This is a genomic window from Neorhizobium puerariae (genome assembly GCF_042429745.1).
Classification (GTDB): Bacteria; Pseudomonadota; Alphaproteobacteria; order Rhizobiales; family Rhizobiaceae; genus Neorhizobium; species Neorhizobium puerariae.
Map to the genome: position 1 here is coordinate 172199 of NZ_JBHMAA010000003.1, position 14164 is coordinate 186362.

The window sequence follows — 14164 nt, forward strand, 5'->3', positions numbered from 1 at the left end:
AATGGCGCATCACCATGTGGCGCCCAGCCCCAGTTGTCCGAGCGCCTGCCGGCGCAATTCCGCCAGATGGGGGTCACCCCTGTGACGCGGATATGGACGGTCGTTGACGATCTCGGTCCTGATGCCTGCGGGACGATTGCTCAATACGATCACACGCTGGGCAAGGAACAGCGCCTCTTCGACGTCGTGGGTCACCAGCAGCGTCGTGAAACGGCGCTTTTCCCAGAGATCGAGGATTTCCGTCTGCATGGCGATGCGCGTCAGCGAGTCCAGCTTGCCGAGCGGCTCATCGAGGATGAGTATCCTGGGATCGTTGACGAGGGCCCGCGCCAAGGCGGCGCGCTGCGCCATACCGCCCGAGAGCTGCCGGGGATAGGCGTTCTCAAATCCTTCCAATCCGACCAGCCTGATGGCATCGTCCACGCTCTCGCGCCGGTCCTTCAGGAGATGACGCGCCTCCAGCCCGAGGGACACATTCTTCCACACGGTACGCCAGGGGTAGAGCGTCGGGTCCTGGAACACCACTACGCGGGACGGGTCGGGATTGAGCACCGGCTCGCCATCGACGAGAATGGAACCTTCGCTGGGAAGGTCGAGCCCCGCGACAAGACGCAGGAGCGTGGACTTGCCGCAGCCACTAGGCCCCAGAAACGCAACGAACTCTCCCGGTTTGATCTCCAGATCGATATCGGTCAGCACCGGCAGTGACTGCCCGTCGAGATCGAAGGCATGGCTGAGCGCCCTGATCGCGATATGCGCCCCCGAGCCCGCCTGTTCGGAGCGATCGGCATGGGGCAACGCCTGCGAAACGGCTACCATTTCACCACCCCTTTCTGCCAGGCGAGCAACCGGTCACGGATCGAGAACAACAAGGTGATCAGGCCCGAGAAGATGATCGCCATGACGATGAGAGCGCCGTACATATTGGAATAGGCCGCCCAGCCTTGCGCCCATTGCAGATACCAGCCGAGGCCGGACTTCACGCCCATCATCTCGGCCGCGACGAGCACGGAGAAGGATGCGCCAAGCCCCATGAACAAGCCGACGAACACATGCGGCAATGCCGCCGGAACAGCTACCTTGAAAATGAGGAAACGTTCGTTGGCGCCCAATGTCCGTGCGACATCGTAATAGGCCTTGTCGACACTTGCGACACCCGACCACGTCAGCACCGTCACCGGAAACCAGGTCGCCAGGGCAATCAGGAACACCGCAGCTGAAAAGCTGGAGGGGAAGAAGAAGAAGGCCATCGGCAGAAGCGCCGTCGACGGAATAGGTCCGAGAAAACGCAGGATCGGATGAACCCAGTAACCAAGCGATCGCGACCAGCCGATGGACACTCCCGTGATGAAACCCCATGCCGCGCCGAACGCAAAGCCATAGGCCAGCAGGCGCAGGGAATTCAGCAGACTGTCCAACAGGCGCGACCAGTCATCGGCATAGACTTCGACAAGCGATGATGGCGGAGCGAAGAAAGGCACCGGCAGCAAGCCCAGCTTGGCGGTGGATATTTCCCATATCGCAAAGAAAACACCGAGTGCCGTCAGCCACGGCCCGACCTTCAACAGCCTCGGGCGGAAAGCGGGCAGAAGAGGGCTGAGGGCTGCCGCCAGGGCGAGAAGCCCGGCCCAGACGACGAAACCGATCCCCGTTTCGCGAACGTATAACGGTTGGGCGAAGTCTGAAGGCCTGTCCGGAATGGCGAAATAAAGCGCCGCAAAGCCAACCCAGGCCAGCACCGCGGCATAGGTCCAGGCGGGGCCTGCCGTTTCCGCCGGTTTTCCCACCGATGCCGAAACGCGGTCCGAACGGTTCCGCCCCGACCGAGGCGGTGTACCGTCGGGGGGAGAGAACTCCCCCGCCAGCACACCTGTCGTGACATTCTCAGATGAGGACATCGGGCACGACTTTCTTGGCGAAGGCTTCGGCATTCGTGTTCTGACGGATCACATTGATGGTCTTCAGCTTGTCCGTGAACAGCGCGATATCCTTGCGCAAGGCGTCACCGGTCGAATGGTGGTCATGGGTGTGGCTGCGCAGGATCGTCGCCAGCGTATCGGCGGGAACCTTGGCCGGCACGAAGGGTGCAAAGATCTCCGCCGAAGCATCGGGATTTGCCGCGGTCCATGCCTGGGCCTCGACAATGGCCCGGGTGACAGCCGCAGCCACATCCGGTTGGTGGCGCAGCAGGCTGCCGCGAAGGCCGAGAACGCAGCAGGTCGATGCCTTGTAGACCCCGTCGAGATTCGTCGCGACTTCCTTCAGCTTGTCGCGCTCGCGGATGAGATAGAGATGCGGGTCGTCCCCGGCGAGCGCATGCACCTCGCCCTTTTTCAGCGCCTCGCCGAACAGGTCCTGCGGGTATTGCAGCCATTCGACCTCCTTGTCCGGGTCGATACCGATTTCTGCAAGACGGATGGCGAAGAAATTGCGCACCGGGCTTGCCTGATCCGTGACGGCGACCTTCTTGCCGCGCAGATCCTCGATCTTCTCTATGCCGGCCGTCGGCGCCGCGAGCAGCCGCATGCAGCCGCCATGCGTGCCGACAGTGAGCGCCACGTCGAAGCCCTGCTCAAGGGGCTTCAGCCAGCGCAGCGCCATGCCGATGCCGCCATCCGCATGGCCCGTTGCAATGGCCTGGAGAAGCTGGTCGGTGGGGCCGGAAAAGTTCACCGGCTCCACGGTCAGATTGTACTGGTCGAAGAAACCGCGCTTCAGCGCCACCGAGATCGGCGACTGGCAGACTGCGGTCTGACCCCAGGCAAGCTTGACGACCGTTCGCTCCTTGAGGGGAGCCACCTGTGCGATCGCCGGTTGCGACAACAGGCCGAACGGATCGACGGCGCTCAAGGCGCCGAGGCCCAGCGCGCCGCCACCAAACTGCAGCAGCCTGCGGCGGGAAGGATTGCCGGCATTCTCGAATATCGGACGAACCATGGTAACACCTTATCTCAAATGGGTTTTCGCCTGCCGGCAGCCGTGCCGGGCAGGATACGGACGTTATGCGGCATGCGTCGTCTGGTGAGCGGGCCGCTGGTGGTCCAGCCGCCCCCGAACCTCGGTCCCGCGCTTGAGGAGATTGAGGATCGGGCAGAATTTTTCGACAGCCGCCTGCAATCGCTCGATCTCCTCGGCACTTGCCGGAGACACCAGCGTGACCGTGTAGGCGATGTCATGAGGGTAGACGGGAATATCCTCATGCCCCTCCGAGCCCCCGCGCGGATCGATCGTGGCGGAAACTTCCGCATGAAGGGATTCCAACGCCACGCCCTGGTCGGATGCGTGAATGAGAAACGTATGGGTCAAGCAGCTGGAAAGCGCTCCGAGAAGCAGTTCGGGCGATGACGGCCCGAGATTGTAGCCCGCGAAATCGGGCGGGCTATCGGAAATGACCTGGAAATCCCGGATGCTGATCCGGCGCACGCCGCTGCGTCCTTCAGCGCTCGCGCTGGCCTTCAAGGTGACCGGCCCCAGATCCCCCGATTTCAACCGCGCGCGCCGCTTGAGCAGCGCCTCGCGTTTCTGACTGAGATATTCGTTTAAGGTTGCCATTCCCACACCCCATGCTCATCCGCCAAGCCCGTGCCCGGTACATCCGGTCCGGATGCGGACATTGGAATGAGCCTATATCGCAGTACCCCTATTTTCTACAAAAATTATAGACTATTTTACACCTCGGATGCGAAAGAAGTTGCCGGTCCGATACCATACGTAGAAATTTCGGATCGTGAGGCTCTCGCCCTGTGAACCACGCTCGTCCGGCAGCTGGCTCAGCCAGCGACCCTGGGAGGCGACAGGTATCTTTCTCCACTGTCCGGAATGACGGCGACGATCATCTTTCCGGTGTTCTCCGGCCGTGCGCCGACAGCAAGGGCGGCAAAAAGCACCGCACCTGCCGACGCACCGGCGAGAATGCCTTCCTCCCTAGCGATCAATCGCGCCGTTTCCCTCGCCTCGGCCGGCGTTACCGCGATCACCTCGTCGACGACGCTCGCGTCGAAATTGTCCGGCAGATGATCCTCGTCCACCTCCGTCACCTTGTGGACGCCCTCGATACCTTCCGCATAGGGATTGTCCTTCGAGGGCAGGGAATCGGCGGTGGGTTCCGCGACGACGATCGTGACGCCCGGTTTCTGTCCCTTCAGGAACCGGCCGGCCCCGGAAATCGTCCCGCCCGTGCCGACCGCACCGACCAGGATGTCCACCGCACCGTCGGTATCGCGCCAGATTTCCGGCCCCGTCGTCTCGAAGTGGATGCGCGGATTGGCAGGATTGCCCAGCTGGTCGGTGAAGAATGCGCCGGGATTTTCCCGCCGCACCCTTTCCAGGATGACATCAAGGGCGTTCTCGACCAGAAACTCGTGATTGTCGATCAATACCACGTCCGCGCCATACTGGCGCAGGATGTTGATCTTGTCCTGGCTGATGACGTTTCGAAGGTAGAATTTCGTTCGATATCCCCGCGACGCCGCCACCGCCGCAAGACCGATGCCGGTGTTTCCGCTGGTGACGTCGACCAAGAGGTCGCCCGGCTTCAGCTTCCCGTTTCTCTCGGCTTCCCTGACGATCGCCCAGGCCGTCCGGTCCTTGATGCTGCCCGCAGGGTTCAGATATTCGATCTTGGCTACGATACGGGACTGCAGCGCCCGCGTCCGCCTGATCCTGTCGAACTCCAAAAGCGGAGTTTCCCCAATGAGTTCCGATAAATTGCCGTATATCCTGCCCAAGATGGTCCCCCTATTTTCAGACGGTGACGGCGTGGTCCTGCGGGCCGCCACGATGGCGTTCGAAGCGAGATATGCGCAAGGCTGGGTGTTTCCTGTTTTGCATCGCTGTTCGAAGGACTGTGGCGGGGAATTCCGCGATGCGCGGAGCCCGGACCGGCTGGAGACCTTTTCCGGCATGCCGATTGCGCCACGCTGCTGCTGGCCGCCGGCAGGCTGGTGCGGATAGCGCATGCATCATGACCTCACGAGATCGCGTCCGGAATTCTCCGGTAATTTGTCTACTGATTTAGTGGATAATGAAGAGCGATATTTCTGATTGTAGCCGGGAAGAGAGAAAATCCTTTTTCGATCTGGAAGCGATCATCAGGATTTCAGTTCCTCGGGTGCCGGCTACGCGGGCCGTGAAGCAATGGACATTTGGTCAGGAAAACGAAAGTGCTTCGATCAGGAGCGACGGTGACATTGGATAGCGGGGAGCGCGCGATAAGAACTGCTCTCGATTTAGCTTTTGCCGTGTCGGGCAACTGCCCGAGCAAAGCCCGGCGGAGCATCACGCAACTTGCGCGCCCGGCGACACTCTCCCTATCGAGCTTATGCGTCAGCGGATCTGGATAAGCAGGACCTTGTCAGCCGCGAAAAGCCGGTCCTCGGCGGTGTCCGGTACAAAATCAGAAGTAATTACCTTCAGACATGCCGTTTTCGAAAATTTCAATCCTTACTCCGTGAGGTCTACCGACTAAAGAATACGAGACTGCAAATCAGGTTTCGTCATGTCTTTTCTCCGCGCAGAAAATCTGTCCCTCGCCTTCGGCTCGACCCAGGCACTGAAGGACGTGTCCCTTTCGCTGGACGCGGGAGAGATCGTGGCGCTGATGGGAGCGAACGGCGCGGGCAAGTCCACGCTCGTTAAGATCCTTTCCGGCATTCACCGGCCTGATTCCGGCCGCCTCCTTCTGGATGGCCAGCCTTACACCCCGTCGAACCCGGCGGACGCGGCGGCGAATGGCGTGGTGACGGTCCACCAGTCGACGGATGTGATCGGTGTTCCCGGACTTCGCGTCGCCGACGCGCTCCTGCTCAATCGCTTCGTGGACGGCCGGCAGCCCTTTTTCGTCTCGCGCCGGTCCATTCACCGCGCGGCCGCGGGCATTCTCGCCGAAACAGGTTTCAATCTGCCGCTCGACCGCGATTTCGCCGATCTCGGCACCGCCGACCGGCAGATGGTGGCGATCGCCCGCGCCCTTTCCAACAAGGCGCGTCTTCTGATCCTCGACGAACCGACCGCCAGCCTTTCCGGCCGGGAGGCCGAACGGCTCTACGCAATCATCCGCCGGCTGAAAACTGCGGGCATCGTCGTTCTCTACATCTCCCATCGAACCGCCGACCTCGCCGCACTGGCTGACCGTGTCGCCGTGCTGCGTGGCGGGCAGAATGTCGGAGATTTCAGAAAGCCGGTGGATTTCAACCGCGCGATAGAAACCATGATGGGACGCCCGTTGGCGGCGGCGCGGCCAGGCCGGCACGGGCAATCCGGGGATATCGTCTTCAAGGCCGAAGGCGTGCGGATACTGCCCGACAGCATCCCTTTCGACTTGACCCTGCGCAAGGGAGAGGTGGTTGCGATCACCGGCGTTCTCGGCGCCGGCAAGAGCCGTTTCATGCAGGCGCTTTTCGGTCTGGGCAGGCTGGCATCAGGCAGGCTGATGCTGGACGGCATGGCCTACGCACCGGAAACGCCGAGGCAGGCCATCGCTGGCGGGATGGTCCTTGCAGCGGAAGACCGGCATCGTTCCTCCCTGATGCCGTCCGACTGGCCGGGAGAAAGCATCGCGGCGACGATTGGCCTGCCGCATTTGAAACGCTGGTATCCTTCCGGGCTGATATTCGGCGACCGGGAAAAACGCGAGGCCCGCGCCGCCATAACCCGTCTCGGCATCAAGGCTGCCGGGCCGAACGCCTCGGTCTGGTCCCTTTCCGGCGGCAATCAGCAAAAGGTGGTGATCGCCCGCTGGGAGGCCGAGCCGAGCCGGGTCCTCCTGCTTGACGAGCCCTTTCAGGGCGTGGATGTCGGCGCGCGGCAGGAAATCATCGCCGCGATACGAAGCCATGCGGATCGCGCCACGCTGATCGCCACATCCGACCCGGAAGAGGCGCTGGAAGTGGCGGATCGCGTGCTGGTGATGGATCGTCACACAGTGCTGGAAGGCCCGGCGCATGCCGCGGCGGATGACTTGCAGGAGAAAATCGGCCCATGACAGACAATCCCGTCCAAGTTCCTTCCCGCAAAGGCACCATTCCTTTCCGCGAAGGCGTCGGCGGCCCGGTGACCGTGAGCGAGATCGTTCGTCGGGGCGCGGTGTTTTTCCTGCTGGCGGCGCTTGGCGTGATCTTCACGGTCGCGCAACCTGCCTTCATCAACATCAACAACCTGATGAGCATCCTGCAGGCCGTGTCCGTGGTCGCCATCATCGGTGCCGGTGTAACCATCACGCTCGCCATCGACGGGTTCGATCTGTCCGTGGGAGCGGTCGCCGCCTCCAGTGTCATGGCGGCCAGCTATGCGATGATCGTTCTCGGTTTCGGCGCCGCTGAAACCGTCTTGCTGGTGTTGGCCTTCGGTACCCTGGTTGGATTGCTCAATGCGCTGCTGATCGTCAGACTGAAGGTACCGGACCTTCTGGCGACGCTTTCGACCATGTTCCTGCTGACCGGACTGCAACTCATCCCGACGGCGGGGCGATCGATTTCGCCGGGGCTTATTCTGCCGAACGGTTCAACCGCCACCGGCAAAGTCGATCCGCTTTTCCTGATGATCGGGCGCTCCAGCCTGTTCGGCGTCGTGCCGCTGGCTGTCATCCTGATGCTGGTCGTCGCCGTGATCCTGCATGTGCTGACGGAGCGCACCCGTCTGGGACGCCTGCTATACGCCACCGGCGGCAATGAGGCGGCCACCCGGCTGGCCGGCGCCAACGTGGCGCGGCTGAAGACGATGGCCTACGTGCTCTCGGCCATGCTGGCATCGCTCGGCGGCATCATCGTCGCCGCACGCGTCGGACGCGGCGATGTCTCATCCGGCGCGTCGCTTCTGATGGATTCGGTCGCCGCCGCCCTGATCGGCTTCGCCGTTCTGGGGCTCCGCCGCCCGAACGTGCTCGGCACCATTGTCGGGGCGGTTTTCGTCGGCGTGCTACTGAACGGGCTGACGATGCTGAACTCCCCCTATTACACGCAGGACTTCATAAAGGGTGCGGTCCTCGTCGGCGCGCTCGCCCTAACCTACGGCGTCAGCCGCAACCGCTAGTTCGGAATGCAAACCAAGGGACGGATCATGTTCAAGAAACTCAAAATCCTGGCCGCCGCGCTCGTCACTGGTGCGATCTTTGCTACCCAGTCCACAGCCGCCGGCCTGCCGGGAGCGCCCGCCCCCTTCGACAAGGGCGGCGTGGATATCGCCGTCGTCAGTTTTCTGGGAAGCGGCGACTGGCTGCAAGCCTTCGAGGCGGGCGTCAAGCGTCAGGCCGATGCGCTCGGCGTCAAGCTGACGGTCTCCCAGGCGCGCAACGACAACGACACCCAGCGCACCCTGATCGAGCAGGCGATCAATCTCGGTGTCAAGGGCATCATTGTCAACAACGGCCGACCCGAAGTGCTGAAGGACGTGGCGCAAAAGGCGCTGGACGCGGGCATCAAGGTTGTCGCCTATGACGTGGACCTCGACAATCTGCAGATTCCGCAGATCGAGCAGAGCGACAGGGACATGGCCCGCCTCGTGCTCGAACAAGCGATCAGGGAAAAGGGCGAAGGCTTCACCGCCGGCGCCGTTTACGTCGCCGGCTTCGCGCCGCTCGACCGACGCTATGGCGTGTTCAAGGAGTTCGTGCAGAAGCACAACATCACGGAAAAGGCCGTGTGGGGCGTCGTCAACGACACGGTTCCCGCCTCCGTCGCCGACCAGACCAAGGCCGTGCTGCGCGCCAATCCGGATATTTCCGTGATCTTTACCCCGTGGGATGAATTCGCCAAGGGCGTCAAGCTTGCCATCGACGAACTGGGTCTTGCCAGCCGGGTGAAGATCTATGGCGTCGATATCTCCACCGCCGACATCCAGCTCATCACCGAGCCGGAGAGCGCCTGGGTCGCGACCGCCGCCGCCAACGCCGCCGTCGTCGGCGAGGTTTCGGTGCGCGCCGTTGCGCTTTCCATCGCCGGTCAGTTCCCCGGCCGCTCCGTGCTGCTGCAACCGACGCTGATTACCCGCGACGATCTAACCGGCAACGGGATTGGCACCATTGAGGAATTGCAGGAAAAGTTCCCGGCCTTTAGGGAAAGCGATGCCGCGACGGCCGACTGGATTCCCGCCGTCAAGCGCTGACAGGGATCATGGCGCCGCCCGCGGGGGCGGCATTTCTTCTTCAACCGGACGGAACGAGCAGACAGATGGCCGCGAATGACCTTCCCCGACCCGATTTTGCCCGCAACATGACCCTGATCGGCCATAGCGACATAGGCGGTCGGGGCGACGGGCTGCAGCTGATGGTCCACAAGGGGTACGCCTATATCGGCCATCCGTGGTCGCAGGGCTTCTCCATCGTCGACGTGCGCGATGCTCGCAACCCGAAGACAGTCAATTACGTCCAGGCCCCCGCCAATACCTGGAACATCCATCTTCAGGCACATGGCGACTTGTTGCTGGTCATCAACGCGCTCGATCTGTTCGCCGATGTCGAGACCTTCACCGACGAGAAGATTTATTACACGCAGTCAGTGGGCGATACGGTGGCGGGAAGCCGGGGCAGGCGCGCCTGGACGGCGGGTATGAGCGTGTTCGACATCTCGACACCGGACAAGCCGCGCGAGATCGGCCGGCTCGATGTGGAAGGCGTTGGTTTCCATCGCCTCTGGTATGTGGGCGGCCGCTACGCCTATGCCTCCGCGCTGCTCGACGGCTTCACCGACTACATCTTCGTCACCATCGACATGGCGAACCCACAAAAACCCGAGCTGGCAGGCCGCTGGTGGCTGCCCGGCATGAACAGGGCGGGCGCGGAAACTCCAACCTGGGGCGAAGGCCGGCGCTTCGCATTGCATCACGCTCTCGTTCACGGCGATACGGCCTATGCCTGCTGGCGCGACGGCGGGTTGACGCTGCTCGACATCGCCGATCACGCCAACCCGAAACTGATCCGTCATCTCAACTGGTCGCCACCTTATGGCGGCGGCACCCATTCGCCTCTGCCGCTGCCCGGCCGTGACCTGCTGGTGGTCGCTGACGAGGCCGTGCTGGACAATGAGGAAGACGGTCGCAAGCACACCTGGATGTTCGATATCCGCGTGCCGGAAAATCCGGTCAGCATTTCCACCTTCCCGATTCCCCATGAGATCGACTATGTGAAAAAGGGCGGTCATTTCGGCCCGCACAACCTGCATGAAAACCGGCCCGGCAGCTTCCAGTCGGAAACGCTGATCTTCGCCACATGGCAGAATGCCGGTATCCGGGCGTTCGATATCTCCGATCCCTACCATCCGGTCGAAACCGGCGCGCTGGTGCCTGCCGCGCCGCGCGCCATGACCGACAGGCGCCCCGGACGCCCGCGGGTGATCCAGTCGGCGGATGTGTTCGTCGATACCGCCGGGCTGATCTATGCCACCGACTACAATGCCGGGTTGGAAATCATCGAATACAAAGGATGATGTCTTTTTCGCTGCACCACCCCTATGCTGGCCTGACGGCATAGGGGTGGTTACGGGAAGCTCGCGTCAGCGTGCCAGCGGAATCCAGTCGGCAAGGACAGCATCCGTCGCGCCAAATTCGGGGATCTTCCGCGAAAGCTCCTCGACGGTTTTCACGCCCTTGTCCCGCAGAGCTTTCCGGGTCAGCAGCACCGGCTTCACCAGAATGCGCCGGGGTACCTCGGAACCGGCGATCTCCAGCGCCGCCGCGCGCACTGACGCCGCACCGACGACGGCTGGGTTGGTGGCGACGGTCGCCTGCCACGGGCTGCCTTCCTCGGTGATTTCCTGAATGTCGGCCGTGGATACGTCAGCCGAATATATCTTCAGCTTTTCGGCTATGCCGAGATCGACGGCCGCAAGTTTAACCCCTCGCGCAAACTCGTCATATGGGGCGAAGACCACGGAAATATCCGGATTGGCGCGCAGAGCGGCCTTCGCCTGGTCGGCTGTGCTCGCGGCAGTCGTGTCGTTCACCGCACCGAACCGCGCCTTTTCGGCGACACCCGGATTATCCGCCTTGAACTTTTCCCAGACTTCGTTGCGCCGGTCGAGCGGGGCGAAACCCGCGACATAGACATAAGCCGCACTGAACTCCTTGCCGTTATCCGCCGATAGTTGTTCCAGAGCGGCCCGCGCCAGTTCATGGTCACTCTGCTCGACCTGCGGAATGCGCGGATTGTCGAGATCGACATCGAAAGCGATGACCTTGACACCCGCGTCCAGCGCCTGCTGGGCAACATCCTTCAGCGCTTCGGGCTGGCCATGATCGATGATGATGGCGTTCACACCGAGATTCACGGCCTGCTGGATCTGATCGCGCTGCTCGGCGGCGTTCTGGCGGCCGGGAAAGACCCTGAGATCGATGCCCAGCGCCTTGGCCTGGGCTTCCGCACCAGCCTGATACGACTGGAAGAAGTCGCCGGCGGAGATGTAGGAAATCAGGGCAACCCTGACGCCGCCCTTGTCGAAGGGTGAGGGCGCACCGGCGATGCCGCCGGCAAAAGCGCCGGTTACCGACGTCAGGGTCAGGAAAGCCGCGGCTGAAAGGCTTCCGAGCGTAAATTTCATTGTAGGTCTCCCGTGTTGCTCTGCGCGTTGCGTCGAGTGAAGCCGGAAGCCTAGTGAAAAGCACAGCCGTGACGATGGGCGGCCATGCCAAGTTCATGAACGGTTATGTAAAAATTTGCTCCCAACCCGGCGATCAAGCGAACGGAACGGCGATACCGGCCGGAAGCCGCCTGATACATTCCCGACCCGAAGGCACAGACGATCTCTCCGGCGAGGCAAGCAGCAATGAAAATCAATGGACAATCCTGGCGGACCATCTGGCTCGACGACAATGGCCACAGCGTTTCGATTATAGACCAGACGCTGTTGCCCCACGTATTCCGGATCGTCCGCCTGGACAGCGCCGATGACGCCGCCCGCGCCATCCGCTCCATGCAGGTCCGGGGCGCGCCGCTTATCGGCGTCACAGCGGCTTTTGGCGTGGCGCTCGCGCTGCGCACCGATTCCAGCGACGCGGCGCTTGAAGCCGTGCTTGCGCTCCTGCACGCCACCCGTCCCACGGCCGTGAACCTGCACTGGACGCTCGACCGCGCCGCCGGCGTCCTGCGGCCGCTTGCCGCGAGTCGTCGCGCCGAAATCGCGCTGGATCTGGCATTGCGGCTGGCGGAGGAGGATGTCGCGATCAACCGCGCGATCGGCGAACATGGCGCGGATATCATCCGCGCCATTGCCACGCGCCATCCGGGCCGGACGGTGAACATCGCCACCCATTGCAATGCCGGATGGCTGGGAACGGTCGATTACGGTACGGCGCTCGCGCCGATCTATCGGGCGCATGACGAGGGTATTGCAGTTCACGTCTACGTGGACGAAACCCGCCCTCGTCTCCAGGGCGCTGCGCTCACGGCATTCGAACTCGGCCAGCACGGCGTACCCCACACTGTCATTCCCGATGGCGCATCCGGTCACGTCATTCGCACGCGAGGCGTGGATCTTGCAATAACCGGATGCGACCGGGTGGCCCGCAACGGGGACACTGCCAACAAGATCGGAACCTACATGCTGGCGCTCGCGGCCGCCGATAACCACGTTCCCTTCTACGTCGCGCTGCCGAGCCGAACCGTGGATCTTTCGCTCGCCGCCGGCCATGCAATCGAGATCGAGGAGCGCGATGAGCGGGAAGTTCTTTCCGTAAGCGGTCGCGATGGAGACGGTGCCATCACCTCCTTGTCCATCGCTGCGCCCGGAGCCAATGCCTTCAATCCAGCCTTCGACGTGACGCCGGCGCGGCTTGTGCGTGCTTTCATCACCGAACGCGGCATTCTTGCGCCCGCCGACTTCGGCCTGCTGGCCGACGACGCAGCATAGTCTTTCCCATTGCGACCGGAATTCAGAATTTTCTCCCGCCGCCCGCCTCAAACGGAGACGCACATGCCTCAAACCTCCGATGGCCTACACCTATGATGCAGGCGAGTTGGACAGGAGGTTTCATGGCCGTATCCGTTGCCCATAATATCGCGGCGCAGACACCGGAAGGTGACGCGGTGGATGCTGTCATCGCGGCAGGACGGAATGCGGCTGGTCGCCACTGGGTTCCGGCCACTTCGGGCAATTTCTCGGTGCGCGCCTCGGCAACGCATATCGCCATCACCCGCTCGGGCGTCGACAAGGGCGCCCTGCAGAATGCGGACGTGTTGCTGCAGGATATCGATGCCCCCCTTCTTCCCGGTTCATCAGCCGAGGCATTGCTGCACGTCGTCCATTATCGGGAATGGCCGCAGACCGGAGCGATTTTCCATGCGCATGGACCGTACGCCACAGTCATCGGCCGCGCCCATGCCGGACAAGGCTCCGTCGTTCTTCGCGGCTGGGAACTGCAGAAGGCGCTGGAGGGCGTGTCGAGCCACGAGCAGGACATCGAGGTTCCTGTCTTTCAAAACGATCAGGACATGGAGAGGCTCTGGAAGCGCATCCGCGCCCGACTGACCGCGCCGCCCGCACCGGGGCTGATACTCGCACCGGGTTATCTGCTGGCCGGGCATGGGCTTTATGCCTGGGGTCGCGATCCGAAGGCGGCGGTGCGCCATCTGGAAGCGCTCGAAACCATTTTTCAGCAGATCATCATTCTGGAGACCTACCGCCATGACGCAACTGATCGTTTATGAAGCCGGCAATCCGCGCAACGTCCTGCTCGACACCCGCGATTTCGAGGTGATCGAGCGCGAAGTGAAGGCGCTCGGGGCAGGCATCGAGCGCTGGAAGGCATCGAAGACGCTCGCTTCCGACGCGTCCAACGAGGACATCCTCGAAGCCTATGCCCCGGAAATCGAGCGCCTGAAGCGTGAGCGGGGCTATGCGGTCGCCGATGTCATCCGCGTCACCCGCGGCAACGAGAACTGGCCGGCCATGCGCCAGAAGTTCCTGAACGAGCACACCCACGACGAGGACGAGGTCCGCTTCTTCGTGGAAGGCAGCGGCGCTTTCTACCTGCATATCGACGACAAAGTCTATCAGGTCGTCGGTGAGCCGGACGACCTGCTCTATGTACCGGAAGGCACGAAGCACTGGTTCGACGGCGGCGCGGACGGCTTCTTCACCGTCATCCGGCTGTTCGTCAAGCAGGAGGGATGGATCGCCAACTTCACCGGCAACGACATCTCGCAAACCGTACCCTACTACAATAGCTGAATCCGCCT

General features: G+C 62.5%; 13 protein-coding genes. 7 read left to right on the forward strand and 6 right to left on the reverse strand.

Translation table 11 applies throughout. The features are described 5' to 3' along the window. Window positions 1–9 precede the first annotated feature (9 nt). The 5 genes from ACFFP0_RS01970 to ACFFP0_RS01990 all read right to left on the reverse strand — a co-directional run bounded on the left by ACFFP0_RS01970 (window position 10) and on the right by ACFFP0_RS01990 (window position 4778). On the reverse strand, window positions 10–819 hold the full coding sequence (locus tag ACFFP0_RS01970; RefSeq protein WP_377255340.1) for an ABC transporter ATP-binding protein: 810 nt from the start codon (window positions 817–819) through the stop codon (window positions 10–12). Beyond that, window positions 813–1898: an ABC transporter permease gene (locus ACFFP0_RS01975; RefSeq protein ID WP_377255342.1), complete on the reverse strand. Its 1086-nt coding sequence runs from the start codon at window positions 1896–1898 to the stop codon at window positions 813–815. The genes ACFFP0_RS01970 and ACFFP0_RS01975 overlap by 7 nt, the downstream gene beginning before the upstream one ends. Next, a complete protein-coding gene (locus tag ACFFP0_RS01980) occupies window positions 1885–2937 on the reverse strand; it encodes an ABC transporter substrate-binding protein (RefSeq protein ID WP_377255345.1) in 1053 nt (350 codons plus the stop codon). The genes ACFFP0_RS01975 and ACFFP0_RS01980 overlap by 14 nt, the downstream gene beginning before the upstream one ends. 63 nt (window positions 2938–3000) lie before the next feature. Beyond that, window positions 3001–3552 (reverse strand): OsmC family protein, encoded by a 552-nt coding sequence (locus ACFFP0_RS01985; RefSeq protein WP_377255348.1) that lies wholly within the window; start codon window positions 3550–3552, stop codon window positions 3001–3003. A 218-nt stretch (window positions 3553–3770) separates the two neighbouring features. Next, window positions 3771–4778 carry a PLP-dependent cysteine synthase family protein gene (locus ACFFP0_RS01990; protein WP_377255442.1) on the reverse strand — a complete coding sequence of 336 codons (1008 nt, stop codon included), beginning with the start codon at window positions 4776–4778 and terminating at the stop codon, window positions 3771–3773. A 719-nt stretch (window positions 4779–5497) separates the two neighbouring features. On the opposite strand from ACFFP0_RS01990, the gene ACFFP0_RS01995 reads away from it, so the two are divergent. From ACFFP0_RS01995 to ACFFP0_RS02010, 4 genes are all read left to right on the forward strand, one after another. Then, window positions 5498–6982 (forward strand): sugar ABC transporter ATP-binding protein, encoded by a 1485-nt coding sequence (locus ACFFP0_RS01995; RefSeq protein ID WP_377255351.1) that lies wholly within the window; start codon window positions 5498–5500, stop codon window positions 6980–6982. Next, on the forward strand, window positions 6979–8028 hold the full coding sequence (locus tag ACFFP0_RS02000; protein ID WP_377255354.1) for an ABC transporter permease: 1050 nt from the start codon (window positions 6979–6981) through the stop codon (window positions 8026–8028). Before ACFFP0_RS01995 ends, ACFFP0_RS02000 begins: the two co-directional genes overlap by 4 nt. Before the next feature lie 27 nt (window positions 8029–8055). Beyond that, window positions 8056–9099, forward strand: coding sequence for a substrate-binding domain-containing protein (locus ACFFP0_RS02005; protein WP_377255357.1), 1044 nt, complete (start codon window positions 8056–8058; stop codon window positions 9097–9099). 65 nt (window positions 9100–9164) lie between these two features. Continuing rightward, a complete protein-coding gene (locus ACFFP0_RS02010) occupies window positions 9165–10418 on the forward strand; it encodes an LVIVD repeat-containing protein (RefSeq protein WP_377255361.1) in 1254 nt (417 codons plus the stop codon). Between the two features lie 66 nt (window positions 10419–10484). Here ACFFP0_RS02010 and ACFFP0_RS02015 read toward each other — a convergent pair whose 3' ends face one another. Continuing rightward, on the reverse strand, window positions 10485–11528 hold the full coding sequence (locus tag ACFFP0_RS02015) for a substrate-binding domain-containing protein (RefSeq protein WP_377255364.1): 1044 nt from the start codon (window positions 11526–11528) through the stop codon (window positions 10485–10487). Between the two features lie 225 nt (window positions 11529–11753). Here ACFFP0_RS02015 and mtnA point away from each other — a divergent pair, with 225 nt between their 5' ends. From mtnA to ACFFP0_RS02030, 3 genes are all read left to right on the forward strand, one after another. Further along, window positions 11754–12836: an S-methyl-5-thioribose-1-phosphate isomerase gene (gene mtnA / locus ACFFP0_RS02020; RefSeq protein WP_377255367.1), complete on the forward strand. Its 1083-nt coding sequence runs from the start codon at window positions 11754–11756 to the stop codon at window positions 12834–12836. A gap of 122 nt (window positions 12837–12958) precedes the next feature. After that, window positions 12959–13633 (forward strand): methylthioribulose 1-phosphate dehydratase, encoded by a 675-nt coding sequence (gene mtnB / locus ACFFP0_RS02025; RefSeq protein ID WP_377255370.1) that lies wholly within the window; start codon window positions 12959–12961, stop codon window positions 13631–13633. Beyond that, window positions 13611–14156, forward strand: a complete 546-nt coding sequence (locus tag ACFFP0_RS02030; RefSeq protein WP_377255372.1) for a 1,2-dihydroxy-3-keto-5-methylthiopentene dioxygenase — start codon at window positions 13611–13613, stop codon at window positions 14154–14156. Before mtnB ends, ACFFP0_RS02030 begins: the two co-directional genes overlap by 23 nt. The last annotated feature ends 8 nt before the right edge of the window (window positions 14157–14164 follow it).

Excerpts from the sequence above, each read along its gene's own strand:
- ACFFP0_RS01995 (WP_377255351.1), top strand. The coding sequence starts at position 5,498 with ATGTCTTTTCTCCGCGCAGAAAATCTGTCCCTCGCCTTCGGCTCGACC.
- ACFFP0_RS01985 (WP_377255348.1), bottom strand. The coding sequence starts at position 3,552 with ATGGCAACCTTAAACGAATATCTCAGTCAGAAACGCGAGGCGCTGCTC.
- ACFFP0_RS01980 (WP_377255345.1), bottom strand. The coding sequence starts at position 2,937 with ATGGTTCGTCCGATATTCGAGAATGCCGGCAATCCTTCCCGCCGCAGG.
- ACFFP0_RS01975 (WP_377255342.1), bottom strand. The coding sequence starts at position 1,898 with ATGTCCTCATCTGAGAATGTCACGACAGGTGTGCTGGCGGGGGAGTTC.
- ACFFP0_RS01970 (WP_377255340.1), bottom strand. The coding sequence starts at position 819 with ATGGTAGCCGTTTCGCAGGCGTTGCCCCATGCCGATCGCTCCGAACAG.
- mtnA (WP_377255367.1), top strand. The coding sequence starts at position 11,754 with ATGAAAATCAATGGACAATCCTGGCGGACCATCTGGCTCGACGACAAT.
- ACFFP0_RS02030 (WP_377255372.1), top strand. The coding sequence starts at position 13,611 with ATGACGCAACTGATCGTTTATGAAGCCGGCAATCCGCGCAACGTCCTG.
- ACFFP0_RS02015 (WP_377255364.1), bottom strand. The coding sequence starts at position 11,528 with ATGAAATTTACGCTCGGAAGCCTTTCAGCCGCGGCTTTCCTGACCCTG.
- ACFFP0_RS02000 (WP_377255354.1), top strand. The coding sequence starts at position 6,979 with ATGACAGACAATCCCGTCCAAGTTCCTTCCCGCAAAGGCACCATTCCT.
- mtnB (WP_377255370.1), top strand. The coding sequence starts at position 12,959 with ATGGCCGTATCCGTTGCCCATAATATCGCGGCGCAGACACCGGAAGGT.
- ACFFP0_RS02005 (WP_377255357.1), top strand. The coding sequence starts at position 8,056 with ATGTTCAAGAAACTCAAAATCCTGGCCGCCGCGCTCGTCACTGGTGCG.
- ACFFP0_RS02010 (WP_377255361.1), top strand. The coding sequence starts at position 9,165 with ATGGCCGCGAATGACCTTCCCCGACCCGATTTTGCCCGCAACATGACC.